Source organism: Limnohabitans sp. TEGF005, from assembly GCF_055394835.1.
Map to the genome: position 1 here is coordinate 771,620 of NZ_AP029226.1, position 26,845 is coordinate 798,464.

Genomic DNA, 26,845 nt, shown 5'->3' on the forward strand with positions numbered 1-26,845 from the left:
TCACGCTTTGATTTTGAAACCGTCGGCGTATTTCTTGGGGTCTTTGCCATCCCAGACCACGCCGTCGATCAGCTTGTGGCTGCGCATTTCACTCTTGGGCACCGGGGCCTTGGCCGCAGTGGCGGCTTGTTTGTAGATCGCGATCTGGTTGATCTGTTTGGTCACACCCAGGTAATCGGGGTGGTCCTTGAGCAAGCCCCAGCGTTTGTGCTGGGTCATGAACCACATGCCGTCAGACAGGTAGGGGAAGGTCACTGCGCCATCGTTGTAGAACTTCATGTGGTTGGCGTCATCCCAGGTCTTGCCCATGCCGTTTTGGTAACGGCCCAAGATGCGCTGGTTGATCGCGTCCACCCCCGTGTTCACGTACGATTTGTCAGCCACGGTCTCAGCCATCTTGAGTTTGTTTTGCAAGCTGGCGTCGATCCACTGACCCGCTTCAATGATGGCGGCCGTCACGGCACGGGCGGTGTTGGGGTATTTCTTGACGAAGTCGGCGGTGGTGCCCAGCACTTTCTCAGGGTGGTCCTTCCAGATGTCCTGGGTGGTGGTGGCTGTCACGCCGATGCCGTCCATGATGGCGCGGTGGTTCCAGGGCTCGCCCACGCAAAAACCGTCCATGTTGCCCACGCGCATATTGGCCACCATCTGCGGCGGCGGTACGGTGATGACTTTGGCGTCTTTCATCGGGTTGATGCCATAAGACGCTAGCCAGTAGTAGAGCCACATGGCATGCGTGCCAGTCGGGAAGGTCTGGGCAAAGGTGTATTCACGCTTGTCGCTTTGCATCAGCTTGGCCAGGCCTGCGCCGTCCACCGCGCCTTTGTCGGCCAGCTTTTTGGACAGCGTGATGGCCTGTCCGTTGTGGTTGAGCGTCATCAGCACAGCCATGTCCTTCTTGGGGCCAGACAGCCCCAAGTGCACCCCATAGACCAGACCATAGAGCACATGGGCAAAGTCCAGTTCGCCGTTGACCAGCTTGTCGCGCACGCCGGCCCAACTGGCTTCTTTGCTCAGCACGAACTTCACGCCGTGCTTGACGTCCAGGCCCAGCACCGAGGCCATGACGACGCTGGCGCAGTCGGTCAGGGGGATAAAGCCGATCTTGACTTCTTTTTTCTCGGGGGCATCCGAGCCTGCGGCGTACACCACAGAGCGCAGCGCGGGCGAGATGCCTGCTGCGCCCACGGCGGCGGCCTGCAACACGTTGCGGCGGGTCAAGCTGTTTTTGAGAAGGTCGGTCATGGCGAAACTCCTGGTGCGGTTTTACAAAACAAAAAAGGCGTCCTCATGTCACTCACGCCTGCAGTGCAGGGCGCGAAAGCATGGGGACGCCTTTGTCCGGTGTGGGTTCACCCGCCATTGGGTGATCTCACGGTTGACCTTCTTTGGTCTTGCTTCTGGTATTGCAAGCCACGTGCCAGGGTTTTCCTCGGTTGACTGCCCTGAAATCCCCTGATTTGGGGGTTGGGGCACCTTTGGGGTGCGATGGCGCGCACCTGTGTGGTGCGCCAAGGCGTTCAGCCCAGCAATTCAGCCATTTCAACCATCTGCTGCGCCATGTCAGCCAGTTTCATGCCTTTGTTCATGGCCGCTTTGCGCAGGCGAGCGTAGGCTTCTTGTTCGCTCAGGCCTTGGCGCTGCATCAACAGGCCCTTGGCGCGGTCGATCAGTTTGCGGTCTTGCAATTCGCCACGGGCGTTGTCCAGCTCGGCCAGCAGGGCCTGCTCGTGTTTGAAGCGGGCCATCGCCACCGTCAGGATGGGGTGGATGCGCTCAGGGGCCAGACCCGCCACGATGTAGGCCGTCACACCTGCGGCCACGGCCTCGTTCATTGGCCGCGTGTCGCTGTCATTGGTGAACATCACGATGGGGCGGCGCTCGTCGCGTGTGGCCATGACCACATGCTCCAGCGCATCGCGGGCATCACTCTCGGCGTCCACGATGACCATGTCGGCCTGCAGCTGGGCCAGGCGCTCGGTCAGAAACACATCGGCGGGCAGGGTGGCCACCAGGTTGTAGCCCGCTTCGAGCAGGCCAATGCGCAACAACCGCGAGCGCTCCTCAGTGGCTTGCGCCTGCTCATCGCCCTCGGCCACCAGGGCGGGGTCGGAGATGATGACGACGATTCTCAAGGCTTCTTGCATGTTGGTGTCATGCAAGAAGCGCGCCGGAGCTCCCAATTTCAGGCCGGGGCCATGCCGTGCTGGCGTTTGAGCGCATCGCACGCGGCCGACTGCCAGAAGGCCAGCAGCGCACGCATGGCGTCTTGTTGGGCGCAGGTGTTGGCCACGCTGCCAGAAAACGTGGTGATGATCTCCACCGCTGGGGGCAGGCCGCCCACGATGGTGATGCCTGGCACGCCCAGCATTTCACTCAGCTGTTGAAAGCCCAGCGCCACTTGACCTTGGGCCACCAGTGAGCCTACCGGCACGCCGGGTTTGGCTTGCACCGTGCGGGGCGCGATGGTTTCGGCGATGCCCCAGGCCTCAAACTGTTTGGCCAGTTGCACGCCGCTGGGACCTGTCGAATAGCCCAGCGTGGGCGCGGCCAACACGGCGGCCTTGAGCGCGGCCTCGGTCGAGATGTCGGGCACGGGCTGCCCCGCCGGCACGGCCACCGCCACGCCCGAGCGCACCAGGTCGGCACGGCTGCCCACCAGCACATGGCCGCTGGCGATCAGCTTGTCGATGGCGTCGCTGGCCAACACCACACCGTCAAAGGCTTCGCCCGCTTGTACGCGCTTGGCCGCGTCCACCCCCCCCACCGACTCAACGAGCACCTGCACATCAGGCATTTGTGCCTTGTACAGCGCCACCAGATCGGCCAGCAGCGGTTTTGTGGCCATGGAGGAAATCAGTCGGAGTGTGGTCATGGTGTGGGCTTTGAAATGCAGAGGGTTGTGGCCGCGACGCTCTTGTTGCGATGGACTGCGGAATTTCGCGATGGTGCAGTCGCTCTTGCCAAGATTATGGCCAAGGGCAGGGCCAGCGCCCGTGCCCCGCTTAAACTACCTGTTATGCGAATTTTGGGTATCGAATCATCTTGCGACGAGACCGGCGTGGCCCTGGTGCAGACCACGGGCGAGGCCTTGCCGCGCCTGTTGTCTCATGCGCTTTACAGCCAGATCGACATGCACCAGGCCTATGGCGGTGTGGTGCCCGAGCTGGCCAGCCGCGACCACATCCGCCGCGTGCTGCCGCTCACGCGCCAAGTCTTGACCGAAGCGGGCGCAACTTTGGCCGACATCGATGTGGTGGCCTACACACGCGGTCCGGGCTTGGCCGGGGCGCTGTTGGTGGGCTCGGGTGTGGCCTGCGCACTGGCCGCGTCTTTGGGCAAGCCGGTGCTGGGTGTGCACCACCTCGAAGGGCATTTGCTCTCGCCGTTTTTGAGTGCCGACCCGCCCGAATTCCCCTTCATCGCCTTGCTGGTGTCGGGCGGTCACACGCAATTGATGCGGGTCGATGGTGTGGGCCGCTACGAGCTCTTGGGTGAAACCATTGACGATGCCGCGGGCGAGGCCTTTGACAAATCGGCCAAGCTCATGGGGTTGCCGTACCCCGGTGGTCCGGGTCTGTCGCGCTTGGCCGAGCAGGGCAACCCGGCGGCCTACAAACTGCCGCGCCCACTGCTGCACAGTGGCGATCTGGATTTTTCATTTGCGGGCCTCAAGACCGCTGTACTCACGCAAAGCCAAAAAATCGGCCCTGCTGCCCACACCGAGGGCACCACCGAGCGGGCCGACTTGGCCGCATCCACGCAAGCGGCGATTGTGGAAGTGCTGGTCAAAAAATCCATGACCGCCCTCAAAACCAGCGGCATGAAACGCTTGGTGGTGGCCGGTGGCGTGGGGGCCAACCGCGAACTGCGGGCGCAACTGAACGCCGCCTGTGCCAAAGCCCAGGTGCGCGTGCATTACCCAGAGCTTCACCTGTGCACCGACAACGGCGCCATGATCGCCATGGCAGCGGCCATGCGCTTGCAAGCCGGTGCGCAGCAAGCCGAGGCCCGTTACAGCTTTGACGTCAAGCCGCGCTGGCCACTGCACGAGCTGGCTTGAGTCAACGTCCGAGTTTCACGCGCTTTGCAACAGCGCCCATTTGCACGCCAAGTGCAAGACCTTGGGCAAAACCTTGGGCAACGCTGGGCAAGTTGGATGGGCCAAGTCTGACCCGTTACACTGCGCCCTTTTTAAGTACCACTCGGCCTTGCGGCGGGTTCTGTTTTTAATATGCGTTTATCCCTCGCGTCTTCTCGCCTTGCCCTCGTTTCCTTGGCCGCCGTCCTTTGCTTGGCACCCGCTTGGGCGCAATCGCCAGCCCCCATCAAACTCGCCTTGATCGAAGGCCTGAGCGGTCCTTTTGGTAACACGGGGGAGGCCGTGGTGCGCAACATCGCTTGGGCGGTGGAGCGGGTCAACGCACGCGGTGGCGTCAAAACTCCGCAAGGCCTGCTGCCCATGGTGCTGGAGCGCTACGACAGCAAAGGCCAAAGCGAAGAAGCTTTGTCGGCGCTGAAGTCGGCCATCGACGATGGGGCGCAGGTGGTGTTGCAAGGCAACTCCTCGGCCAATGCCGCGGCCCTGATCGACGCCATCAACAAACACAACGAACGCGAACCGGCCAAGCGCGTGCTGTTTTTGAACTACTCGGCGGTCGATCCGATCTTGACGAACGAAAAGTGCAGCTTTTGGCATTTCCGTTTTGACGCCCACGCCGACATGCGCATGACCGCGTTGATGCAAGTCTTGCGCGAAGACAAAAAAGTCCAGTCGGTGTACCTGATTGGCCAAGATTACAGCTTTGGCCAGGCCGTGCTGCGCGAAGCCAAGCGCCAACTGGCCGACAAACGCCCCGATGTGAAGGTGGTGGGCGACGAGCTGCACCCGATGGGCCGCGTGAAAGACTTTTTGCCTTACGCCGCCAAAATCAAGGCCAGCGGCGCCCAAGCCGTCATCACCGGCAACTGGGGCAATGACCTGACGCTCTTGGTCAAGTCGGCCCGCGAGGCCGGTTATGAAGGCAAGTTCTACACCTTTTATGGCAACGCGCTGGGGGCCCCTGCGGCCTTGGGTGATGCGGGCTTGGACCGCGTGATCGCGGTGGCCGACTGGCTGCCCAATGTGCCGGGCAAGGCCAGTGAGGCGTTTTACCAATCGTTCCGCCAGCGTTTCACTAAGCCATCCGAAGATTACGTGCATGTGCGCATGCAACTCATGGTCGAGGCCTTGGCTCAAGCGGTCGAAAAAGCGGGCAGCACCGAGCCCATGGCGGTGGCGCTGGCCCTTGAAAAAGCCCGCGTCAGCATGGCCGGGCAAACCGGCTTCATGCGGGCCGAAGACCACCAGTTCCAACAACCCTTGGTGGTGGGTGTGATGCAACGCCAGGGTGCTGCGGGGGTGCCTTTTGATGTGGAGGGCTCGGGCTACGGCTTCAAGGTGGTGCGCCAGCTCAAGGCCGAGCAGGCCCAGTTGCCCAGCAGCTGCAAGATGGTGCGCCCAGGCTGATGGACTCTGCGCGCCGCCGCCGTCGCGCCGACTTTGAAGACAGCAGCGTCTTCGAATACCCGCAGCACCTGCGCCAAGCCATCGAAGACGCCCCCACCGGTGCGGGCGTCTATACCTTTCATGGTCAAGAAGGTGACTTGCCGCTTTACATCGGCAAGAGCATCAACATCCGGGCCCGGCTGCTGTCGCACCTGCGCACGGCCGACGAGACCCGCATGCTGCGCCAAACCCAGCGCATCAGCCACATCCGCACGGCGGGCGAGATCGGGGCGCTGCTGCTCGAAGCGCAAATGATCAAGGCCCAACATCCGCTGTTCAACCAAAAACTGCGCCGTAACCAACAACTGTGCAGTCTGCAAATGGTGGGCGGCGTGCCGCAAGTGGTCTATGCCCGAGACATTGACTTCGCCACCCAGCCCGATTTGCACGGCTTGTTTGCCAGTCGCCACGCCGCACTCGATGCGCTGCGGGCCATTGCCGACCAGCACAAACTTTGCTATGGCCCTTTGGGCCTCGAAAAGCTGTCCCCCGGCAAAGCCTGTTTCAGGGCCGCGATCCGCCAATGCGCGGGCGTGTGCCGGGGCGACGAAAGCCACGAAGTGCACCGTGAGCGGCTGTTCAGCAGCTTGCTGGCGCTGCGCGTGGCCTGCTGGCCCTTCGGTGGCGCGGTGGGCCTTGTTGAGCGCGATGCCGACCTGGTGCAAATCCATGTGGTCAACCACTGGTGCTATTTGGGCAGCGCAGCCACGGTCGAAGAGGCCCGACGCCTGAGCACCGTGGCCGCAGGATTTGACGCCGATGGCTACAAAATTTTGTGTCGTCCCTTGCTCACGCAAAGCGTGCAGGTGCAAGCTTTGTAAGGACCCAAATTGGCTGGTCGTTGGCCGCGCAAGGGTCACTTATCCAGTGGCCCTCACGTCAGGGCGGGTATTGGAAACGCTGACGCCTCTGCGCTGCTAGACTCAGCGCCTACAAAAAATCCAACGCAGACATGCCCCACGATTCGCCCATCGACATCGTTTACTTGTGGGTTGACGGGAACGATTCGAACTGGCGCGCCAAACGCCAAGCGGCCCTGCAGCAACTCCCCAGCGATTCCAGCGCCGCCATGGCCCGCTACAGCAATGTAGAAGGGCGTTTTCGGGACAACCACGAGTTGCGTTACAGCCTGCGTGCGTTGGAAAAGTTCTTCCCCAATCACGGGCACGTGTACATCGTCACCGACGCCCAGGCCCCCGACTGGCTGCGCTCATCGGACCGGCTGACCTTGGTCGACCACCGCGACCTGATGCCCGAGGCGTCTTTGCCCACCTTTGATTCGGGGCACATCGAGTCCTGGATTCACCACATCCCCGGTTTGTCCGAGCGCTACTTCTACCTCAACGACGATGTGTTCTTTGGTGCCCCGGTGACGGTGGCAGACTGGTTCCGCCCCGGGGGCTTTCATGTGACGTGGTCCGACGACCCCGAAGTCACTGACGAAGCCATGCGCATGGATGCCACTTCGCTCGAAAATGCGTGTCGCCTGTCCATCCAGTGGCTCACCGACAATGCCCGCTTGGGCGCTCCCGCGCTGCGCGAGCAAGACCCTTTGTACCAAAGCACCTTCCGCACCTTTGCGCATTCGCCTCGGCCCATGCTGAAGTCGATTTTGCTGGAGCTGGAGGACACCGCGCCCGAGTTGTTTGCCGCTGTGCGCTCGACCGTGTTTCGCAGCTGGGACAAGCCCACCATCGTGTCCGACTTTGTGTTGCGCTGGGCTTTGGCGCATGGCGTGGCCAGCGTCCGGCCTTACCGCCACCGTTATGTCTCTACGGGCGAAGCCGATCAAAACGCGCAGTTGCAAGCCTTGGTGGCCGAGTTCGGTGCCCTTGATTTCTTTTGCATCAACGACACCACCGACGATGCACACACCAGTGACCCGCGTTTGCAGAATGTATTGACGGTGCTGCAGGGCATGTTGCCTGCGCCTTCGGGGTTTGAAAACGCGCCAGTCAGCGAGGCTGCAACAGCGCCGCAAATGCATGTGCAAGGGCATTTGCAAAAGTGCCATCCGCTTGATGCGGACAAGGCACTTGTGGTTCAAAAAAGGGCCTGAGTGCGAATGAACTTAAATGTTGGCGGATGCGCGTGCGTTCAGCCAAGTTTGCAGGTGGGCGATCACGCCATCGGCAAAGCGCTGGAAGACCGGTTCGGCCACAAAGCCCAGGTGGGGCGTCAGCAGCGCGTTGGGCAGGTCGCGCAGAGGTGAATCGGCGGGTAAAGGCTCAGTGTCAAACACGTCCAATGCGGCCAAGCCGGGACGGCCTTGCTTCAGGGCCTGCACCAAAGCTTCGCTGTCGATCAGTGCAGAGCGTGATGTATTGACCAGCAGGCTGTCGGGCCGCATTTGGGCCAGGCGCTCGGCGTTCAGCAGGTGCCGTGTCTTCTCAGACGGAACCAAGTGGAGGCTGACCACATGCGATGCTTGCAGCAAATGATCCAGGCCAACCGACTGCACGCCGTGCACGGCGGCACGCTCAGGTGTCATGTTGGGGCTCCAGGTCAGCACATTCATGCCAAAGGCCAAACCAATTTTAGCCACCCGCGCGCCAATTTCGCCCAGTCCCACCAAGCCCAGTGTTTGGCCTTTCAGCACGTGTGCCAGTGGTTCGGGGCGAGTGCTGCGCCATTGGCCCGCACGCAAAACAGCTGCTTGCGCCAGCAGTTGCCGCCGGGCCGCCAAAATCAAGGCCCATGTCATCTCGCAGGTGCTGTCTTTGGAGGGGCCCCACTCGGTGTGGCTGACAGGAATCTGGCGTGCTGCCAGTGCTTCCAGATCGAGTGTGGTGTTGCGGGTGCCTGTGAAAATCAGGTATTTCAGGCGGGGCAGTTGGGCCAGCAGCTCCGCTGAAAAGGGCGTGCGATCGCGCACCAAGACCACCACGTCAGCGTCTTGAATGGCCTGCACCAGCGCAGGACCCTTCAAGGGGTAAGGGTGCACGGTCACGTCAGCTGCCGCATCGACGGTCTGCCAGTCACCCAAACGGCGAAGGGCCTGCTCGCTATCCCCCAGCAAAGCAATGCGTGGGCGCGGTGTTGAATGCGTGCAGGCCGATGTGGTCATGGGGCTTTGGGCGTAGCCAATTGGACGATGGACTGCACATTCGCCGCGTTGCCAATCGCCCAGCAGGCGTTGATCAGCGCAGTGGTTTGTTCTTGTCCCAAAACCGGATCGCTCAGCCCATGGAACTTGCCCTCGAGCAGCGCTTGTGTCATGGGGTTTTGCAGCGAGCCGATGGCGTGCTCCACAAACACGTGCACTGTGCTGCCATCGGTCAAGGTGGCCGTCACATCGGCGCTCGCTTCGTCGATGGAGTCGTCAACTGTTGCCACCACTTTGCGTCGCAAGGCCACCATGTCGTCGCGGGTCACGATGTGGTCAGAGAACTCTTCTTCGGCGGCGAAACCAAAGGTCAAGCCCGCAGCGCAACCGTGGTAGACGCTGAATTTGGCTTGCAGACCATCGACAGGTTCTTTTTTGCCAGTGAGTTCCAACACCAAGGAGTGCACGCGCAGGTCAATGCGCTGCACTTGTTCTGGGCGCACGCCCTTGGCCCGCAATTGGGCGCAAGCGTCGATGCTGGGGTGAATCACGATGCCGCAGGCAAAAGGCTTGTAGCTGTTGAACGAAATTTCAAACCGTTCACCCAGCTCGTGCGTGATTTCGCGCCAGTCGTTCTTGATGGAAACGGTTTGCATCATGCCGCGCGGCGCTTCAAGCGCTTTGGGGCTGGCCGTGAAACCTTGCTGAGCCATGAGTGCCGACATCAGGCCTGCACGCGCCGCAGCACCCGGGTGGAAGGGTTTGGTCATGGTGCCGAACTGCTCGCGCATGCCGATGGGCTGCGAAGCCGCGATGCCCAAAGCCATGGCGGTTTGCTGTTCATTGAGTTTGAGCAGGCGTGCGCAGGCAGCGGCTGCACCCAAGGTGCCCGTGGAACCGGTGATGTGCCAGCCCCGGTCGTAGTGGTCGGGGTACATGGCGTTGCCCACACGGCAAGCCACGTCGATGCCGATGACCAGCGCGTCGATCACTTCGCGGCCACTGTAATTCTGGTGTTCAGCCAAAGCCAAAATGGCCGAGGCCACAGGTCCTGCTGGATGGATGATGGTTTTGAGGTGGGTGTCGTCAAAATCAAAAGTGTGCGATGTGATGCCGTTGAGCAATGCAGCGCTGGCCATGTCCACCTTGGTGGCGCGGCCCAGTACGCTGGCCTGCGCAGCGGGTTGCAGCACTTGCACGGCGGCCAGCGCGGCGTCTGCCGCCTCGTGGCCGGTAGCGCCCACAGCACATCCGAGCCAGTTCATGAAGGTGCGGTGTGCTTCTAAATCGACCTCGTCGCTCCAGCCCTTAGAGGGGTGTGTGGCCACAAATTTGGCCAGAATTTGGGTGACTGCAGGGGCGTTGTGATCAGCGGTGACTTGGGTATTGCGTGCCATGGTGTTCAGTTGTCGAGTTGGATGTTGCGGGCTTTGGCGATGGCGGACCAACGACCAATTTCGGCTTTGATGAAGGTGCCGAATTCTTCGGGTGACATGGTAATGGGTTCGATGGCTTCAATCGAGAGTTTGTCGCGCAAGTCAGGGCTTTTGAGCACCGTGGCCAAGGTGTCGTTGAGTTGCTTGACGATGGGTGCGGGCATGCCGGCGGGGCCGACCACGCCATACCACTGCTGAGCGTCAAAGCCCTTGAAGCCCGATTCGTCGAGCGTGGGGATGTCTTTGTATTGAGGGTGGCGGTTGGGACCCGTGACCGCCAGTGCACGCACGCGACCCGATTTCATGTGGGGCACGGCCGCCGCCAAGCCGGGGAACATGGCCTGTGTCTGGCCCCCAATCAGGTCGGTGAAGGCCAATGCCACGCCCCGGTAGGGAATGTGCACCATGAAGGAGTTGATTTGTTGCTTGAACAGTTCCATCGTCAAGTGAGTCAGCGAGCCTTGACCCGCTGAGCCATAGCTCAGACGTCCGGGATTGGCTTTGACGTAAGCCACGAATTCCTGCAGGTTGCGCACAGGCAGTGAGGCGTTGACCACCAACACATTGGGTGTGGCGCCGATCATGCCGATGGGTGTGTGATCCTTGATCGGGTCATAAGGCACTTTGCGTGTGGCAGGGCTGGTGCCATGGGTGGCGACATAGCCTTGCAGCAGGGTGTAGCCATCGGGTGCCGCGCGGGCTGCTGCCTGGCAGGCGATGACGCCGCCACCACCCGCTTGGTTGTCCACAATGAAAGACTGCTTGAGCAAAGCGCCCCAACGCTCGGTGACGGTGCGGCCCACCATGTCACTGCCACCACCGGCCACGACCGGCACGATGTAGCGGATCGGCTTGTTGGGATAAGCCGCTTGGGCGTGGCCCAAAGTAGGAAGCAGGCTCAGGGCCGAGGCAGCTTGAAGCAGGTTGCGGCGTTTCATGGGGTGGTCTCCAATTGGGATGTTTCTTCGAGTCGAACAAAGGCGTCGTTGACGTGACGCGCCATCAGTAACTCGGTCTGCGCAAAGTCGCCTTGCCGCAAAGACCGAACAATGGTTTGGTGCTCGGCAATAGATGCCTTTCTGCCGCTGTTGCCGGAAAGATTTTTCAGGCGCGAAATGTGGAGTTTTTGCACGATGCCCCGGTAGATTTCGGCCATTTGCAAATTGCCAGCGGCCTCCACGATGGCCCAGTGAAAACGCAGGTTTTCAGCGTAATAGCGGTTGGCATCGCTGCTTTTCAGCGCCTCTTTCATGCTGCTGGTGCTGTTGACCAAAAACTTGACCAAGCCGTCACGCTCTTTTTTGGGCAGCTGCGCGGCGGTGCGTCCGGCAAAACCATCCAGCAGGGCCCGCAGTTGGTACAGATCGCGCACCTCGACCATGCCCAATTGGCGAACGAACACACCAGAGTGTTTGCGTGAAATCACCACGCCAGAGCTTTCGAGTTCTCTCAGTGCTTCTCGAACGGGCACGCGAGAAACATTCAGCCGCGCAGCCACATCAGGCTCGTTGATGCGTTGGCCCGGCGTCAAGCTGCCATTGAGAATGCCGGCCAACACGTCGTCGCGCACCAACTTCGCCAAAGAGGTGGTGTGCGCGTCATGCGGCTGAACAGCCGGGTTTTCTGAAAGCCAGGGGAGCATGCGATGGTTTGAAAAAAGGGTCTTGTCGGATGCGAATGGTTTTATCGTATACGAAATCCCCGTTTGCTTGTCATCGGGAATTCCCTATCGTGACGGCCGATCTCAGAGCGCGCCATGTCTATTTCGAGGGCACAAAGACAATCTATTCGGGTTTTTAGCAATGTTGACAGGTCTGCATTTTCGTATACGATAAAAATGAAAGAAGAGAAAAGGACATCAAAGAATGTCCTGAACAGATCAAATTATTTTGGAGACAAAACATGAAAATCAAACATTTTTTCACCGGCCTCAGCGTCTTGTTGGCGGTCAGCAGCTTGACGCACGCGCAACCAGCTCCTTACCCCGTTTCGCGTGTTTCATTGGTCACCCACTCCAGCCCAGGTGGCGGGACAGACGTTTTTTTGCGTGACTTTTCCAAACAGTTAAGTGGCGTGATGAAGACCAGTTTTTCGGTGGAAAACATTCGCGGTGGCAGTGGCGCAACTGCAGTGGCGGCTGTGGCCAAAGGGGCTCCAGACGGGTCCATTTTTTACGGGACTACGCCCACCTACATACAGACCACTTTGTTGTCTAAGCCACCCGTCGGTTATGACGGTTTAGACCCCATGCTGATCGTCTTTTTGGACCCCGAGTTGATTTACACCCGCGCAGATTCGCCGCACAAGACACTGGCCGATGTGATCGCTTTTGCCAAATCCAATCCAGGCAAATCCCGCTGGGGCGCGTCCAATCCGGCCTCTCTGGAGCGCATCGCTATGGAGCGTCTTTCGCGCGCAGCGGGCGTGAAAGTTCCGATCGTCAGTCATGAAGGCGGCGCAGACCAAATGATCGGTGTGCTCAATGGCACCTATGACTTGGGCATTGGTGAAATGCAGGAATTGCAAGGTCAGCTTGAAGCCGGGAAGATCCGCTTGTTAGCCACTTTGTCCGAAACCCGCTTACAAGGTTTGCCCCAGTTGCCAACGGCCAAAGAACAAGGCTTCAACGTGGTGGTGCGGAAATTCCGTGGACTGGCTGGCCCCAAGGGCGTGCCAGACAGTGTGGCCAAAGCCTGGGAAGATGCTGCCCGCAAGGTCATGGAGTTACCCGCATACAAAGCCGAGTACACACGCGAGAACCTGACGCCCATGGTGCTAGGCCGTGAGGCTGCACGCAAATTCACGGCAGATGTCGCTGCTGAAACTGTGGCTTCGTTCAAAGAGCTGGGACTGTTGAAATGAGCATCAGTGAGCGCCATTCCAACCTGATCACTGGCACCGTAGGCTTGGTTTTTTCCCTGGCTTACATTCGATTTGCCAGTGGCATTGAGGACAGTTTGTTGGCTGACGAGGTCGGGGCCTCGGGTGTTCCGATGTCAATTGGTGCTTTGATGGCGCTGGCTTCGGTTTTGTTGCTGGTCAAAGCGTTGAAGCAAAAGCAGGCACCCGCTTTGCTGGCGGAACCAGATGAGGCTGCGAATGAAGATGCGCCCCAAAACCCGCACCGATTGGCCTTGGGCTTGCTCTTGATCCTGGCCATTTATTTGATCCTGCTGCCATGGCTTGGTTACGTGGTGGCCATTGGTCTGCTTTCGGCTGCAGTGGCTTGGTTCGCGGGTGGACGTGAATCCAAAGTGCTGTTGGGTTTTGTTTTGCTCACAGGTCCGTTGCTGTGGTTTTTGTTTGACTACGCGCTCAAAGTCAAAATGCCAATGGGCATTTGGGCCGCGTTTTTTGCAGGTTGATGTATGGACGCGTTATTGCAATCGCTCAGTGGCTATGCTTGGTTGTGGGTCATCGCCGCGGCATTTGGGGGTGTCTTGTGGGGCATTTTGGGGGGCGCATTGCCTGGCATTTCTCCTTCGATTGCCATGGCTTTGTTGCTGCCGTTCACCGTCGGTATGTCGCCGACCATTGCCATCGTTCTGTTGGCCAGCGTTTATGTTGGTGCTGAATATGGCGGTTCTATCCCCGCTATTTTGATTCGAACGCCTGGCACCAATTCCGCATCGGCCACGGTCATTGATGGTTATGAAATGGCTAGGCAAGGCAAGGCGGGTGAGGCGCTCGGCATTTCACTGATGTCTGGCTTGGTGGGCGGGCTCTTTGGACTGGTGGTCTTGGTGCTTGCTACCGAAAGTTTGGCCAAAGTGGCACTGGCTTTCACACCCGCTGCTTATTTTTCTTTGGGTATTTTGGGGCTTTCTGTCATCGCCAGCTTGTCTGGTGGCACCTTGCTCAAGGGTTTGATTGCCGCTTGCTTGGGTCTCATGATCGCCTTCATTGGCAGTGATCCAGTCTCTGGGGTGTCTCGTTTCACTTTTGGTTCTTCCGATCTGCTGGACGGTGTGAAACCCATCATCATCATGGTGGGCTTGTTTGCCGTCACTGAAATGTTGGTGCAAATTGGTGAACCTGCATGGGCCAAGGCCGACAAAATATCGTCTCGCTTGAAATTGCCCGATTGGGCCATGACCAAGCGCTTGTTCAGGCCTCAGGCCATCGGCGCTGCTGTGGGCACGTTCGAGGGGGTGACCCCAGGCGCAGGTGGAACGGTTGCTGCCTTTATGGCTTATTCAGAAAGCAAGCGCTGGTCCCAGCATCCCGAAGAATATGGTCGTGGATCGCCTGAGGGGGTGGCGGCACCCGAGGCCGCCAACAACGTGGTGACTGCCACGGCGCTGGTGCCCTTGCTCAGTTTGGGAATTCCGGGCTCCAATTCGGCGGCCATCTTGATGGGGGGCTTCCTTATCCATGGTTTGCAGCCAGGCCCCATGTTGTTCACCAAAGCCCCTGATGTGGTCTATGGCCTGTATGGGGGCTTGTTCGTCGCCAACATCGCGATGCTCTTGATCGGTTTGGTCATTCTCAATCCTTGTATTTGGCTGGTGAACCGTCCCAAGCCCTACCTGATTGCCGGCATTTTGGCCTTGGTCATGACCGGTGTTTACGCGCTGCACCAAAGTGTTTTTGACATCGCCATGACCTTGCTTGTCGGGGTCTTGGGTTATGGCATGCGCTTGTTGCGCATCCCTGTGTTGCCCATGGTTTTGGGATTGGTGCTGGGCTATATGGTCGAGTCAAATTACCGCAGAAGTTTGCTGATTTCGGGGGGAGATCACAGTATCTTTATGACGGACTGGGTCTCTGCGGGATTGTTGGTCTTGTCTTTGGTCTTGGCGCTTTACACCGGCATCAAAGAATTCACTGAGAGAAAGTCGAAGAAATGAGTCAAGCAAGCCTTTCTGGCACATCGGTTGCCACAAGACTGGCCAGGGCCATGGCCTTGTCCAAGCCCGAATTAGATCCCTCGGCGTTGCCCGTGGCTCGGCGTTTGTTGATGGATGTGGCCGGCATTTGCATGGCGGCACGCCATGAAAACTATGTACGGGCTGCATTGGCGGCAGTGGAGCAGCCCGGTCCTTGCACTGTGTTCGGTTTTACGGAGGGTTACGGGGTCGAAGCCGCTGCTTTTGTCAACGGCATCGCCGCCCATGGTGAAGATTTTGACGACACCTACGAAGGGGGCCCGGTTCATGCCGGTGCGGTCATCGTGCCAGCTTTGTTGGCGGTCGCGCAGCGCCACGCACTTCATGGCGATGCGCTTTTGCGCGGTATCGCTATGGGTGTAGAGGTCACTTGTCGCCTGTGTGCTGTGGCGCCTACCCGTGTGCACAAAGCGGGGTTCCATCCGACGGCTATTTTTGGGGTCATCGGCGCCGTGGCGGGCATGGGGACCGCCATGAAACTGACCGAAGCTCAAATGGTCAACGCGTTTGGTTTGGCCGGCAGCATGGCTGCAGGCATCATCGAATATTTGGCCGACGGCTCATGGACGAAGCGCATGCATCCCGGGTGGGCAGCCCAGTCAGCGTACCGCGCGGTGCGCTTGGCGCAAGCCGGATTTGTGGGGCCTGCCACTGTATTTGAGGGCACGCACGGTTTGTTCCATGGTTTTGCCAACACGCTGGACGGTGACTTTGAAGCCATGCTGGCTGGTTTTGGGGAGCAGTGGGTCTGGACCACAATTGCCTTCAAGCCCTACGCTTGCGGCACCATGGCGCATCCCTACATCGACTGTGCGCGCGCATTGCGCAAGCAGAGCGTGACGGCTGATCAGATTCAAAGTATTGAGTGCGAAACCGCAGAGGGCATCGTGCATCGGTTGTGGGAGCCTCTTGCGCTCAAGGCGTCGCCGCCCAACGCTTATGCGGCCAAGTTCAGCATTCCTTATGCCATTGCGGCAGGGCTATTGTTGGACGATGCGGGCTTGTCGGCCTACACCGAGGCCACGGTTCAGCGCGATGATTTGCGCTCGCTCGCGTCCAAAGTTCGCTACGTCGTGGACCCGACCAATCCTTATCCCCATCAATTCACAGGGCATGTGCGCGTGCATCTGAAAGACGGCCGTGTGCTGGAAGAGCGTCAAGCCTTCTTCAAAGGCGGTGCAGCCCACCCCTTGAGTGACGCCGATCTGGAACAGAAATTCCGAGCCAACTGCAGTCACGGTGGTTTGGACGCTGCGCAAACGCAGGCACTTTTGGACACGGTCAATGCAGCCTTGTTGGGTGGTTCCTTGTCTTTCTCGGCCTTGGCTGCCTCGGGGGCGCAATGAGCGCCAACACTCAAACTGAAATCCGTCGCGTTGCCTTGGTAACAGGGGCCGGTCGCAACATTGGTCGCGCCATCGCTTTGGCCTTGGCTCGGGACGGGTTGGCTGTTGCCGTCAACGTGCGCAGCTCCGTAGCCGAAGGGCAAGCGGTGGTCGATGAGCTGTCCGCATTGGGTGTTCCTGCACTGTTGTGTGTGGCCGATGTCACCGATGCCCGTGCGGTGCAGCTCATGGTGGCCCAAATAGTGGCGCGCTTCGGGCGTATCGATGTGTTGGTGAACAACGCTGCCATTCGCAAAGAAGCCACCTTGGCCGACATGAGCAGTGCAGATTGGCGCAGCACCTTGGCCGTGGTTTTGGACGGTGCCTTTCACTGCACCCAAGCGTCCTTGCCACACTTACAAAATGCACCAGACGGTGCCGTCGTGAACATCGGTGGATTGACTGCGCACACGGGGGCCGAAAACCGTGTGCATGTGGTCACAGCCAAAGCCGGGCTGGTGGGCTTGACCCGTGCTTTGGCCCATGACCTTGCTGCTCATCAAGTGACGGTGAACTGCGTGTCACCCGGCATGATCGACACCGTGCGACACGGCAGCAGTGTTTCAGCCCAACCTCAGCACCACAAAAAGCACACGCCATTGCTGGGCAGACGCGGGACGGCCGAAGAGGTGGCTGACTCGGTGGCCTGGCTGGCCAGCCCACAAGCCCGTTTTGTGACAGGCCAAGTGCTGCATGTCAACGGGGGCACTTATTTGGGATCTTGAGGCCGGGTTTTTTGCCGAAGCCGCGGTGTTGCGCTTTCACCGCATCTTCACTGCAGTGAGGCTTGGGTGAGCGAAAAGCTTGGCACAGGAAAGTCTTCTTGGGAATCATTCAGTGCCAATGACTGCACCGTTGAGTTAGATGGGTGCATTTGCGACTGCAAGTCCATCTTGTTACGGCCTCCGTGCTTGGCCGGTCGGCCGCGCACCCGGATGCGCCAAACCCTGAACGAGCGGGTTTTCAGCTGGTCACGCATCAACGCAATGACCTCTGCTTCGCTCAAACCAAACTGCTGCTCAATGGCCTCAAACGGCGTGTCGTCGGACCAAGCCATGGCGATGATGCCGGACACGTCGGCAGCACTCAAAACATCGCAAGCGCGTGTGTTCATGTCAGTGTGTGCCTTGTGGGTTTTCAACAGGTGGTGGGGGCGGGCTGCCGGGGTGGTCGCTGTGCTGCACCTCAAAACCATCGGCCACAAAGGCGGGCCCCTTCATCAGCATCACGATCACACAACCGATGCCTGTTGTCAGCACCAAAGTCCAGTGCAGCACAAGCACACCGATGGCGATGTAAAGCCATTGGCTCAGTTCGCGCTCAGATGCCGGGGTGGGTGGATCGGGTGCCCAGAGGTAAGCCATGCCGACCAACGCCATGGGCAAGGCCGTGCCCAACAGCCCAATCCAGGGCAGCTTTTTCCAAAGCGACCATTCCAGGCCTGGGGCTGAGCGGGTAAAGCCCGGTAATTTTTGGAGCCAGTTCAAGGTGTTTTTTGTGTAAAAAGGAATAATTTCATGATGCCAGAACAAGGAATTTCGCCACGGTGTGGGCCCTTTATCGCTTGCTGTGTGTGCGCCGTCTCACCGCAGCAAAGCGGCGGTCTCTTGCCGTAGCATGCGCACCATTTCTTCTGCTGCAGGGGACAGACTTCGGTGGCGTCGGGTGACCACGCCGATGGGGCGCTGGATGTCCGGCGCCTTCAAGCGGCGTGTGGCCACGCCGCCCTGCTGTACAAAGGCCGCAGCCAATTCGGGCAGGGCCGCCACGCCCAGGTCAGCTTTGACCATGGCGTGGATGGTGGCGATGTGTTCGACTTCGTAACGCGGCTGAAAGGCGATGCTGTGCGAGATGAATGCGGCGTTGGCGTATTGCCGCACGCTGGCTGGCAGAGGCATTGAAATGTGGGTCAACTCGGCCACGTCCAACCAGTTCATGTGGCTTTGGGCTTTGGCCAAGCGGTGTCCCAAGGGCATGAGCAACACAAATCCATCGGCCGACAACGGCGTGTAGTCCAGGTCGGCGTAGTCGGGGTTGGCGGCCGTCAGCGCCAAATCCACCTTGCCAGAGCGCACCATGTCAAAAGCGGGGCCAGACAAGGTGTCGTGCAGTTGCAGCGCAATCTGCGGATATTGCGCTGCAAAACGGGCCATGACCCGAGGCACCACCGTGGCCGCCAAAGAGGGCAGGGCGGCCATGCTCACTTTGCCCGATTGGATTTGAGTGATGTGCTGCACCCTTTGCACGGCTTCTTGGGTTTGGGCGCTGAGCAGCTTGGCTTGCTCGACAAACACCTGGCCCGCTATCGTCAGGTGCACGCTGCGGGTGGTGCGGTCAAACAAGCGTGTGAGCAGGGCTTCTTCAAGTCGAACGATGACCCCTGACACGGCCGATTGCGACAAATGCACTTGCGCGGCCGTGCGTCTGAAACTGCCGGTTTCGGCCAGTACCAAAAAGATGTCCAGGTCGCGGGGCGTCCAGTTCAGTTGTGCGTTGGCTTGCAGTTGGGTAGGGGAATTGATCTTCATTGAAGATCAGTTTATGGGAAAAAACGGCTGGACGGGCCAATAGAGCCTTTTTAGACTGCACCCATCTCATCCTGTAAGTGGCATTCAACATGATTTCTGCAGACCCGTATAAAGCCCTTACCGTGGTCGTCGGTGGCGGCACCATGGGCATGGACGTGGCCATCGTACTGGCCCGTGGCGGCAGCCAGGTCACGGTGGTCGAACCTGATGCCGCCAAGCGGCAAGCGCTTGCAAGCCATGTGCGCCACAACCTGACCCCCTTGGGCATGGCACACCGAATCGAGCGCGTGCAAGCTGTGGCCGATTTGGCCGACATCGCATGGCCCGGCGTGAGCTTGCTCATCGAATGCATTCCCGAAAAACTGCCGCTCAAACAAGCTTTGTTTGCACAGCTGGCGCAACTGGCGCCTCAAGAAACCTTGCTGTGCAGCAACAGTTCTAGCTTTCCGATCAGCGCCATCGCGGAGGGCTTGCCCACGGCGCAGCGCATGTTGGGATTGCACTTTTTTATGCCTGCGCATTTGGTGCCCTTGGTTGAGGTGGTGTTGGGGCCGCAGTCTGACGTGTCAGAAGCCGAGCAGCTGTGTGGCTTCATGCGCGGCTGTGGCAGCGTGCCAGTGCTGGTACGCAAGGACAAACCGGGCTTTTTGGCCAACCGTATGCAGCATGCTCTCGCGCGTGAGGCCTTTGCCCTGATCGATGAAGGTGTGGCCTCACCCGAAGACGTGGACGCGGCGGTGCGCTTTGGCTTTGGGTTCCGATTTTTGGCCGCAGGCCCGGTCATGCAGCGCGACCATGCCGGCCTGGAAGTGCATACCGCTGCTGCGGCCAGCATGTACCCTAGTTTGGCGGTCAATGCCGAACCCGCCCGCGTGCTGCAAGAACGTGTGGCCCGGGGCGACCTGGGCATGAAGACCGGTCAGGGCTTTTACAGCTGGACCCCCGTAACCCAAAAGGCCGAGCGCGAGCGCTACGACCGCTTGCTGCGCCAGGGGCTGGACTTGTTGGCATCCGAATTGCCATCTCTTAACCCCCAAGATTGATCTTTCAAAGGTATTCCCATGGCTGTTTTTTCAGATTCCTTGTTGATTACTGTGGCGCCCAACGGCGCTTACAAGCAGCGAACTGACCATGCTGCTCTGCCCATGACGTCTGCCGAGTTGGGTCAGACGGCCAAACAGTGCCTCGATGCTGGTGCGGCCATGGTGCACATGCACATCCGCGATGCGCAAGGCCGCCACAGCCTCGACGTGCAGGGTTACCGTGATGCTCAACAGGCAGTCAAAGCGGCGGTTGGCGAGGAGTTGATCATCCAGGTCACCAGCGAAGCGGCCCGTGTGTACCAAGCCCCCGAGCAAATAGCCATGGTCACCGCGCTCAAGCCTGAAGCCGTCTCGGTGGGCCTGCGCGAGGTGGACCAACCCGAGATCGGCGAAGCCGGTTTGTCCCGGTTTTTTGGCTGGCTGGCCCAAGAGCGCGTGATGACCCAGGTCATCGTTTACGACGTGACCGACCTGCAACGTTGGCAAGCCCTGCGTGCGCAAGGAGTGATTCCCGATGCGCCTTGGTCGCTCTTGTTTGTACTTGGCCGCTATTCAGTAGGCCAAACCTCAGAGCCCAAAGACCTGCTGCCTTTTGTGCTGGCCCACACAGGTACGGAGCCGTGGTCCATGTGCGCCTTTGGCGCGGGAGAACACGCCTGTGCCACCACTGCGGTCGCGCTGGGTGGTCATGCGCGTGTGGGTTTCGAGAACAATCTGTTGCTCAACAACGGGCAAATTGCCCCCGACAATGCGGCCTTGGTGCGCCAGGTGGCCGACTCTGCCCACGTGTTGGGCCGCAGCCTCTGCACCGCTCAACAAGCGCGTGAAGCTTTTTTTGCCTCTTAAACCATTCAAACAATTCAAACCAACCGGAGACCACCCCATGAAACGCAGCACCTTTGTCACGGCACTGTCCGCAGCACTTTTGAGCGCCACTACCTTGCCTGCCCTTGCGCAAGACAATTACCCGAGCAAGACCATCCGCTTTGTGGTGCCTTACCCTCCGGGTGGTCCCACCGATTTGATGGCCCGCATGCTTCAAAGCGAATTGAGCTCGCGCTTGGGCGTCACGGTGGTGGTCGACAACAAAGGCGGCGCAGGCGGCAACTTGGGCAGCGCTGAGGTGGCCAAGCAAGCGCCAGCAGATGGCTACACCTTGTTGTTGGCGGCCAGTGGCCCTATGGCCGTCAACCCTTCGCTGTTTCGCAACATGCCCTTCGAGCCCTTGACCGACCTGACGCCCGTGGTTCAGATCTCGTCTTTCCCATTGGTGCTGGAAGTTCACCCATCTGTGGGTGTTAGAACGGTCAAGGAATTGGTGGCTTTGGCCCAAAAGTCCGACAGCAAGCTCTCGTTCGCCTCGGCCGGCAACGGCACACCTCAGCATCTGGCGGGCGAGATATTCAACACCCAGATGAACGTGAAGATCACGCACATCCCTTACCGTGGCGCAGGCCCGGCGCTCAATGACTTGTTGGGTGGACAGGTGCAGGTCATGTTTGATGTGTTGGGCAGCAGCTTGCCGCACATTCAGGGTGGCCGCCTGCAGCCATTGGCGGTCACATCGGCCAAGCGCCATGCGTCTTTGCCCAACGTCCCCACGATGGTTGAGGCCGGCATTGCCGGTTATGAGTTCACCGCCTGGCACGGGGTCGCAGTGCGTGCAGGCACGCCAGCGCCGATTGTTCAAAAGCTCAACGCCACCTTGAACGCGATCTTCAACGACGCCGAGTTCAAGAAAAAGTGGGAAGCGATTGGCACGCCCGTGGTGGGCGGAACGCCTCAGCAATTTGCCGATCTCATTCGCAAAGACAGTGCCCGTTTGGGACTGATCGTCAAGAACGCGGGCGTGACGCTGGACTGACCGGACTGGCTGAGGCGGGATCGGCTGGGCCGAGTGTTCGGCTGGCCCCCGAGGGGACGCAAGGAAAGGCTTTTTCAATCAGCAACGGCGGCAGCCGCTACACTGGCGAGCCTTTGTTCAAAGCAGCGCGTTGAACCTGCCCGATTGACCCCGGGCTTCCTTCTTTTCTGATTGCCCATGAAATTCAAAATGTCCGAGAAGTCGCTGTTTGCGGCTTTGTTGCGTGCCCCTTGGTGGGTGAGCTTTTTGGTGATGCTGGCCGTGGCTTTGGTGGCGGGGGCTTTGCTGCCTGATGCCTACAAAACAGCGGGCATGCTGGGGGCGTTTCCGTTTTTGGTGATCGGTGTCATGGCCGCGTGGCGGCAAAGAAACGCCATATCGGCGAGCCGCATCCAGGAACTGCTTGAGCAGGCCAGAGGCATGGGGTGGCGTGATTTTTCAGTGCTGGTGGAAGAAGCGTTGCGTCAACAGGGCTTTGTGGTCGCTCGTTTGACCGATGGACCGGCTGATTTTCAGATCGAAAAAAATGGCCGTGTCACTTTGGTCAGCGCCAAGCGCTGGAAAGCCGCCACCGTGGGCGCAGAGCATTTGCGTGAACTGCTGGCCGCCCGCGAAAGTCGGGATGCTTTTTCGTGCACCTGCATGAGTCTGGGCATTTTCAGCCAGGCCGCGATCGATTTGGCCAACAACAGCCCCATGCAGTTGCTGGGGTCGGCCAATATTGCGCAACTCATGCACGATGGGGCCAAAGCCCTGAAGCCCTAAAGCTCGGGCACATCGCTTGCGCCTTGGCGCTTTCTTTTGGCTTTCAAGGAATTTCATGACACGACCTCTTCTCGGCGAATCGGCCATTCATCCTGCTGTCCGCCAACGTATTGCCGAACACCACCTGTCCGTCATCCAACAGGTGCAAACGGCCATCGGCCTGCACCCCGTGGTGGTGGTGGGTTTGTCGGGCAACCCCTTTGTGGGTAAAGCGCGCAAAGCGCTGGCCGCAACCGGCGTGGCGCACGAATACATCGAGTTTGGCAGTTACTTCTCGCAGTGGCGTTTGCGCAACGCCTTGAAGATGTGGACGGGCTGGCCAACTTTTCCGATGGTCTTTGTGCGGGGCACCTTGGTTGGTGGGGCCGATGACCTGCGCCGCCTGATCGACAGTGGCGAACTCAAGACCTTGTTGCAAGCCTGAGAGCGATGGCGTCCCCTGAAAAACCCGAGTTGTGGCGCACAGAAGTCGGTGATGCGGTGGCCGTGCTCCATATTCCGGGTGCATTGAAGCGTTCACGCACTTTTGACATCGATGTCAGCCTGCTGGTGCGTGTGCCAGAAGACAACACAGAGGCTTGGCATGCACTGACGCTGGAGATTGACGGCAAGCGGCAATGGCATCGGCGCATCGCCAGCAGTTGTCCAGGCCAGACCGACGGGTTGGACTACCACTGCCGTTTCGTGCTCGAAGCAGGCCCCTCACTGCGCATCCGCGCGGTGGCGGGTACTCGGGGCGCTGTGGTGCAGCGCCTGCAGATCGAAGCCCGCGAAGACAAGCCGTCTTAGCCCTTTGCGTTTCACTTGGGCAGGTCGCGTGCACCGCTTTGGGGGCGGACCATCTTGAACAGCTGCTCCGGCCCGATGCTGAAGTAATCCGCCGCGCCACCCCCGCGCAAAATATGCCCCGCATTGGCCGTGTCATAAACCCCGGCCTTGAGCAAGCGCTGGTCAATGTGGACGCCCACCACCTGGCCAAACACCATCCAAGTCTCGATTTTCCGGCCTTGCAGGTCTTCCAGTTGCAGGATCTGCGTGCAGCGGCACTCAAAGCTCACCGGGCTTTGCGCCACACGCGGCACGCCCACCACCCGTGAAGCCTCGGGCGTCAGGCCCGCCAGATCAAACTCGCTCACCTCGGGTGGCACCGCCTCGCAGGTCTGGTTCATCACCTCGGCCAAATCACGCGTGACCAAGTTCCAGACAAACTCGCCCGTGGCCTCGATGTTGTTCAGCGAATCCTTGCGCCCGATGCTCGAAAACCCGATCACGGGCGGCACGTAGTTGAAGGCGCTGAAAAAGCTGTACGGGGCCAGGTTCAGCACGCCACTGGCGCTGTGGCTCGACACCCAACCAATAGGGCGCGGGCCAACGATGGCGTTGAACGGATCGTGCTTGAGGCCGTGGCCCAGATGGGGTTCGTAAAAGTGCATCATGGTCGAGGTGTAAAAAAACCCCTCAAGAGGGGTTGGGCTCAGAGCGCAAGAAGGATCACTTCTTGACGCAAGCTGAATTGGTTTCGTTTTCTTTCTTGGAACAGTCGACTTTTTTGTCGTCCATCTTGCCACCGCCATGGCTGCCAGCGAAGGAGGGCATGGACACCAACATGAAAGCGGAAACGAGAGCGGTCATCACGATTTTCATAGAAACACCTTCAGGGAATGAGGTTGATAAAAGAGGCCAGAATGCTGTGTCAGTTTTAGCTGTCACGAACATATCCTATCAAGCATCAAAGGCACACGTCGAACATGGACAAAAGTCAGACGCCCGAAAAAGCACCCACACAGGCCGTCTTTCTGCTGGGTATCGCCTGGGGGTTGGGTGTTCTTGCGGCGGCTTCGCCTGCCGCAGCGCAAGAGCGGTTTTTGCCCGCCGCGTCTGCGGTTGTTTTGTCTACTTCGGTGCATGCTCAGGGCGGACGTCAGGCGGCCTTGCGCTCCCTTGATCTGGCTTGGCGGTCCCAACCCCAAGACCTGAATGCCGCACTGCCCTATGCCCGCGCCGTGTTTACCCTGGGCCTGAACGAAGGCGACTTGCGCTGGTTCGGTTCGGCCAAGGCGGCACTGGCGCCGTGGTGGACGGCCGCTGATTTGCCGGCCGAAGGGTATTTTTTGCGGGGTCTGATCAAGCAAGGCTTTCACGCTTTCGATGTCGGCTTGCAGGACATCGACCGCGCCATTGCGCTCGAACCCCGGCGTGCCGAATTTTGGTCCTGGCGCTTTGCCCTGCACCTGTTGTTGGCCGACATGGCGTCTGCCCGACAAGACACCGATGAGATGGCCCGGCTGTTCGGGTCGCAAGAGGCCGATGTGTACCGCGCCGTGTTGCTTTACCGTACCGGTCAGCCGCTGCCTGCCGTTCAGATGCTGACCCGGGCGATGCGATCACCCGACAACCAGGACGCCTCTTCGCAAGACTGGCTGGGTTTTCATCTTGGCGAGGCACACCGTGTGGCCGGGCAGCCCGTGCAGGCCATCGCCCTGTGGGGCCAACGCCTCAAAGCCAGCCCGCAGTCGCACCTGATCCGGCTTTCGCTGGCTGAGCTGTTCAACCAGCAAGGCCAATATGCACAGGCCAAAACCACTGCCTTGTACAAGGCCGACATCGGCAGCCTGACCGATGCGCTGCTCATGCAGGCCCTGCTGGCCAGCCGGGGCCTGAAAGACCCGGACGAGGCCCGACTGGCCAGCCAGATGACGGCGCGTTTGCAGTCGCAAGCCCTGCGACAGGAGTCGTTGATTGAGCGCCCCAAATTGATTCACCAGATTGCCTACGGTCAGGATGTGGCGGCGGGTCTCGCCTTGTCCATCGAGAACTGGCGGCTGCAAAAAGAACCGCCCGATGCGGTTTTGTTTGTGCAGGCTGCGCTTGCACTGGGCCAGGCCCGAGCCGCCGAGCCCGTGCTGGCCTGGGCTAAAAAAACAGGCTACACCGACCCGCAACTGGGGCCGCTGATGCAGGAACTCCAATTGCACCCGAGCTGGACAGGCGGTCGCCCATGATGGCCCGAACATGGCTCTTGGGTTGGCGTGGCTTGTGCGCGGCGTTGGTGCTCATGGCCTTGTGCTGGGCCCCGGCTGCTGTGGCCCATTCCAGCAGCAACAGCTACCTTGCGCTCAGTGCGCCTGACGGGCAGCTGAGCTTGCGTGCCGACATTCACCTGCGTGATGTCGACCTGATTTTTGACCTCGACCATGACCGGGATGGCCAGGTCACTTGGGGCGAGACCCAGGCGCGCAGCGCCGAGCTGAAAACCTGGCTGGGGCAGGGCATCGCCTTGAGTGCGTTGGGCCAGGGCTGCACCTTGGGCGATGCCGATCTGCAAGCCAGCCAGCATGCCGACGGCATGTACCTGAGTGCGCTGTGGACGCCCGTTTGCTTGGGGCTGACGGATGTGGCCCATGCCAGCCTGGCGCTGCGATATGGCCTGATCTTTGCGCAAGACAACCTGCACCGGGGCCTGCTGAAAGTGGATTTGCCTGGCAATCAAAGCAGTGCCTTGCTCAGCCCCGAGCGTCCCGAGGCCCTGGTCAGTGTGGCCGACAGCAGTGCCTGGCGGGTGTTTGGGCGCTATGCCATCGAAGGCGTGTGGCACATCTGGATCGGCATTGACCACATCGTCTTCTTGCTCAGCCTGCTGGTGCTGGCCCCCTTGCAGTCTTCACGCCAAAGGGTGGTGCACTGGCAAGCGGCCCAGCAGGCCCGGCCCGTGGTGCTGGACGTGCTCGCAGTTGTCACCGCCTTCACAGTGGCGCACTCCATCACGCTGGGCTTGACCATCACCGGCTGGCTCACGCCACCTGCCGATTTGGTCGAGCCGGCCATTGCCTTGTCGGTGGTGCTGGCTGCCCTGAACAACCTGCTGGGTTTCAGTGCCCTCCAGCGCTGGCGATTGGCCTTGGTGTTTGGTCTGGTGCACGGCTTTGGCTTTGCCAGCGTGCTGCTCGACCTGGGCCTGCCCACCAGCTCGCTGCTGGCCGCGTTGTGCGGCTTCAACATCGGTGTGGAGCTGGGGCAACTGGCCATCGTGGGCGTGTTTTTGCCCCTGGCCTGGGCGCTGCGCCATACCCGTTTTTACCGCTGGGGGGTGGTGACGGGCGGGTCTGTTGCGATTGTCGTGCTGGGTGTGTTCTGGACGCTGCAGCGCATCGGGTGGCTCGGCTGATGAACTGCCGCGGCCTGCGGGGGTAGCGCAAGCCGCTGCAAGCTGTCGCCTCACAGCTTGCAGCCCTTGACCCATAGGCATCGCTATCCCCAAACCCCGTGCCCAAAGCTGTGGATAAGTCCTTGAACAAGTCGTTCAAGCCGCATGCCTGTTGGCTCGGCGGGATGTGCTTAAAA

29 protein-coding genes are annotated in these 26,845 nt (G+C 59.9%); 17 read left to right on the forward strand and 12 right to left on the reverse strand.

What is annotated here, in order from left to right; all coding sequences use genetic code 11:
- From ACZ5RG_RS03660 to ACZ5RG_RS03670, 3 genes are all read right to left on the reverse strand, one after another.
- Positions 1-1,245, reverse strand: a complete 1,245-nt coding sequence (locus ACZ5RG_RS03660; protein WP_464447806.1) for a CmpA/NrtA family ABC transporter substrate-binding protein — start codon at positions 1,243-1,245, stop codon at positions 1-3.
- 275 nt (positions 1,246-1,520) lie between these two features.
- The gene (locus tag ACZ5RG_RS03665; protein WP_298602564.1) at positions 1,521-2,147 is read right to left on the reverse strand and encodes an ANTAR domain-containing response regulator; all 627 of its coding nucleotides are present in this window, start codon (positions 2,145-2,147) and stop codon (positions 1,521-1,523) included.
- A gap of 38 nt (positions 2,148-2,185) precedes the next feature.
- Positions 2,186-2,875: a substrate-binding domain-containing protein gene (locus ACZ5RG_RS03670; protein WP_298602561.1), complete on the reverse strand. Its 690-nt coding sequence runs from the start codon at positions 2,873-2,875 to the stop codon at positions 2,186-2,188.
- A gap of 144 nt (positions 2,876-3,019) precedes the next feature.
- Here ACZ5RG_RS03670 and tsaD point away from each other — a divergent pair, with 144 nt between their 5' ends.
- From tsaD to ACZ5RG_RS03690, 4 genes are all read left to right on the forward strand, one after another.
- Positions 3,020-4,063 (forward strand): tRNA (adenosine(37)-N6)-threonylcarbamoyltransferase complex transferase subunit TsaD, encoded by a 1,044-nt coding sequence (gene tsaD / locus ACZ5RG_RS03675; protein ID WP_298602559.1) that lies wholly within the window; start codon positions 3,020-3,022, stop codon positions 4,061-4,063.
- 171 nt (positions 4,064-4,234) lie between these two features.
- On the forward strand, positions 4,235-5,509 hold the full coding sequence (locus ACZ5RG_RS03680; protein WP_464447807.1) for a branched-chain amino acid ABC transporter substrate-binding protein: 1,275 nt from the start codon (positions 4,235-4,237) through the stop codon (positions 5,507-5,509).
- A complete protein-coding gene (gene cho, locus ACZ5RG_RS03685) occupies positions 5,509-6,369 on the forward strand; it encodes an excinuclease Cho (RefSeq protein WP_298602517.1) in 861 nt (286 codons plus the stop codon). Before ACZ5RG_RS03680 ends, cho begins: the two co-directional genes overlap by 1 nt.
- Before the next feature lie 131 nt (positions 6,370-6,500).
- Positions 6,501-7,607, forward strand: a complete 1,107-nt coding sequence (locus ACZ5RG_RS03690; RefSeq protein ID WP_464447808.1) for a stealth family protein — start codon at positions 6,501-6,503, stop codon at positions 7,605-7,607.
- 12 nt (positions 7,608-7,619) lie between these two features.
- On the opposite strand, the gene ACZ5RG_RS03695 is transcribed toward ACZ5RG_RS03690, so the two are convergent.
- From ACZ5RG_RS03695 to ACZ5RG_RS03710, 4 genes are read right to left on the reverse strand one after another with little or no spacing between them, the layout of a single operon-like run.
- The gene (locus ACZ5RG_RS03695) at positions 7,620-8,615 is read right to left on the reverse strand and encodes a D-2-hydroxyacid dehydrogenase family protein (protein WP_312260451.1); all 996 of its coding nucleotides are present in this window, start codon (positions 8,613-8,615) and stop codon (positions 7,620-7,622) included.
- On the reverse strand, positions 8,612-9,991 hold the full coding sequence (locus tag ACZ5RG_RS03700; protein WP_464447809.1) for an MmgE/PrpD family protein: 1,380 nt from the start codon (positions 9,989-9,991) through the stop codon (positions 8,612-8,614). Before ACZ5RG_RS03700 ends, ACZ5RG_RS03695 begins: the two co-directional genes overlap by 4 nt.
- Before the next feature lie 5 nt (positions 9,992-9,996).
- A complete protein-coding gene (locus tag ACZ5RG_RS03705) occupies positions 9,997-10,968 on the reverse strand; it encodes a Bug family tripartite tricarboxylate transporter substrate binding protein (protein WP_464447810.1) in 972 nt (323 codons plus the stop codon).
- Positions 10,965-11,672 carry a GntR family transcriptional regulator gene (locus ACZ5RG_RS03710; RefSeq protein ID WP_315237210.1) on the reverse strand — a complete coding sequence of 236 codons (708 nt, stop codon included), beginning with the start codon at positions 11,670-11,672 and terminating at the stop codon, positions 10,965-10,967. Before ACZ5RG_RS03710 ends, ACZ5RG_RS03705 begins: the two co-directional genes overlap by 4 nt.
- A gap of 260 nt (positions 11,673-11,932) precedes the next feature.
- Here ACZ5RG_RS03710 and ACZ5RG_RS03715 point away from each other — a divergent pair, with 260 nt between their 5' ends.
- The 5 genes from ACZ5RG_RS03715 to ACZ5RG_RS03735 are packed head-to-tail and all read left to right on the forward strand — an operon-like array spanning position 11,933 to position 17,029.
- On the forward strand, positions 11,933-12,892 hold the full coding sequence (locus ACZ5RG_RS03715) for a tripartite tricarboxylate transporter substrate binding protein (protein ID WP_312260447.1): 960 nt from the start codon (positions 11,933-11,935) through the stop codon (positions 12,890-12,892).
- A complete protein-coding gene (locus tag ACZ5RG_RS03720) occupies positions 12,889-13,395 on the forward strand; it encodes a tripartite tricarboxylate transporter TctB family protein (RefSeq protein ID WP_464447811.1) in 507 nt (168 codons plus the stop codon). The genes ACZ5RG_RS03715 and ACZ5RG_RS03720 overlap by 4 nt, the downstream gene beginning before the upstream one ends.
- 3 nt (positions 13,396-13,398) lie before the next feature.
- The gene (locus tag ACZ5RG_RS03725) at positions 13,399-14,880 is read left to right on the forward strand and encodes a tripartite tricarboxylate transporter permease (protein WP_464447812.1); all 1,482 of its coding nucleotides are present in this window, start codon (positions 13,399-13,401) and stop codon (positions 14,878-14,880) included.
- A complete protein-coding gene (locus ACZ5RG_RS03730) occupies positions 14,877-16,265 on the forward strand; it encodes an MmgE/PrpD family protein (protein ID WP_464447813.1) in 1,389 nt (462 codons plus the stop codon). Before ACZ5RG_RS03725 ends, ACZ5RG_RS03730 begins: the two co-directional genes overlap by 4 nt.
- Positions 16,262-17,029, forward strand: a complete 768-nt coding sequence (locus ACZ5RG_RS03735) for an SDR family NAD(P)-dependent oxidoreductase (RefSeq protein ID WP_464447814.1) — start codon at positions 16,262-16,264, stop codon at positions 17,027-17,029. Before ACZ5RG_RS03730 ends, ACZ5RG_RS03735 begins: the two co-directional genes overlap by 4 nt.
- Before the next feature lie 47 nt (positions 17,030-17,076).
- Here ACZ5RG_RS03735 and ACZ5RG_RS03740 read toward each other — a convergent pair whose 3' ends face one another.
- From ACZ5RG_RS03740 to ACZ5RG_RS03750, 3 genes are all read right to left on the reverse strand, one after another.
- On the reverse strand, positions 17,077-17,418 hold the full coding sequence (locus ACZ5RG_RS03740; RefSeq protein ID WP_464447815.1) for a TIGR03643 family protein: 342 nt from the start codon (positions 17,416-17,418) through the stop codon (positions 17,077-17,079).
- Between the two features lies 1 nt (position 17,419).
- Positions 17,420-17,791 carry a hypothetical protein gene (locus ACZ5RG_RS03745; protein ID WP_298602509.1) on the reverse strand — a complete coding sequence of 124 codons (372 nt, stop codon included), beginning with the start codon at positions 17,789-17,791 and terminating at the stop codon, positions 17,420-17,422.
- Between the two features lie 96 nt (positions 17,792-17,887).
- A complete protein-coding gene (locus ACZ5RG_RS03750) occupies positions 17,888-18,832 on the reverse strand; it encodes a LysR family transcriptional regulator (protein ID WP_464447816.1) in 945 nt (314 codons plus the stop codon).
- Positions 18,833-18,921: 89 nt separating this feature from the next.
- Here ACZ5RG_RS03750 and ACZ5RG_RS03755 point away from each other — a divergent pair, with 89 nt between their 5' ends.
- From ACZ5RG_RS03755 to ACZ5RG_RS03780, 6 genes are all read left to right on the forward strand, one after another.
- Complete coding sequence (locus ACZ5RG_RS03755) at positions 18,922-19,875, forward strand: 3-hydroxyacyl-CoA dehydrogenase family protein (protein ID WP_298602503.1); 954 nt, start codon at positions 18,922-18,924, stop codon at positions 19,873-19,875.
- An 18-nt stretch (positions 19,876-19,893) separates the two neighbouring features.
- Entirely contained in the window at positions 19,894-20,721 is an 828-nt protein-coding gene (locus ACZ5RG_RS03760) for a beta-keto acid cleavage family enzyme (RefSeq protein WP_464447817.1), read from the forward strand.
- A gap of 37 nt (positions 20,722-20,758) precedes the next feature.
- Positions 20,759-21,739: a Bug family tripartite tricarboxylate transporter substrate binding protein gene (locus ACZ5RG_RS03765; RefSeq protein ID WP_298602497.1), complete on the forward strand. Its 981-nt coding sequence runs from the start codon at positions 20,759-20,761 to the stop codon at positions 21,737-21,739.
- A 177-nt stretch (positions 21,740-21,916) separates the two neighbouring features.
- Positions 21,917-22,504, forward strand: a complete 588-nt coding sequence (locus ACZ5RG_RS03770) for a restriction endonuclease (RefSeq protein WP_298602494.1) — start codon at positions 21,917-21,919, stop codon at positions 22,502-22,504.
- A 55-nt stretch (positions 22,505-22,559) separates the two neighbouring features.
- A complete protein-coding gene (locus tag ACZ5RG_RS03775; protein WP_315135700.1) occupies positions 22,560-22,928 on the forward strand; it encodes a glutaredoxin domain-containing protein in 369 nt (122 codons plus the stop codon).
- 5 nt (positions 22,929-22,933) lie between these two features.
- Positions 22,934-23,293 (forward strand): hypothetical protein, encoded by a 360-nt coding sequence (locus ACZ5RG_RS03780; protein WP_464447818.1) that lies wholly within the window; start codon positions 22,934-22,936, stop codon positions 23,291-23,293.
- A gap of 11 nt (positions 23,294-23,304) precedes the next feature.
- Here the strand turns inward: ACZ5RG_RS03780 and ACZ5RG_RS03785 are convergent, their stop codons facing one another.
- On the reverse strand, positions 23,305-23,940 hold the full coding sequence (locus ACZ5RG_RS03785) for a flavin reductase family protein (protein WP_298602485.1): 636 nt from the start codon (positions 23,938-23,940) through the stop codon (positions 23,305-23,307).
- Positions 23,941-23,995: 55 nt separating this feature from the next.
- Positions 23,996-24,136 carry a hypothetical protein gene (locus ACZ5RG_RS03790; protein WP_155820306.1) on the reverse strand — a complete coding sequence of 47 codons (141 nt, stop codon included), beginning with the start codon at positions 24,134-24,136 and terminating at the stop codon, positions 23,996-23,998.
- Positions 24,137-24,252: 116 nt separating this feature from the next.
- Between ACZ5RG_RS03790 and ACZ5RG_RS03795 the strand changes: the two genes are divergently transcribed.
- A complete protein-coding gene (locus ACZ5RG_RS03795) occupies positions 24,253-25,506 on the forward strand; it encodes a tetratricopeptide repeat protein (protein ID WP_464447819.1) in 1,254 nt (417 codons plus the stop codon).
- Entirely contained in the window at positions 25,503-26,669 is a 1,167-nt protein-coding gene (locus tag ACZ5RG_RS03800) for a HupE/UreJ family protein (protein ID WP_464447820.1), read from the forward strand. Before ACZ5RG_RS03795 ends, ACZ5RG_RS03800 begins: the two co-directional genes overlap by 4 nt.
- Positions 26,670-26,845: the final 176 nt, after the last annotated feature.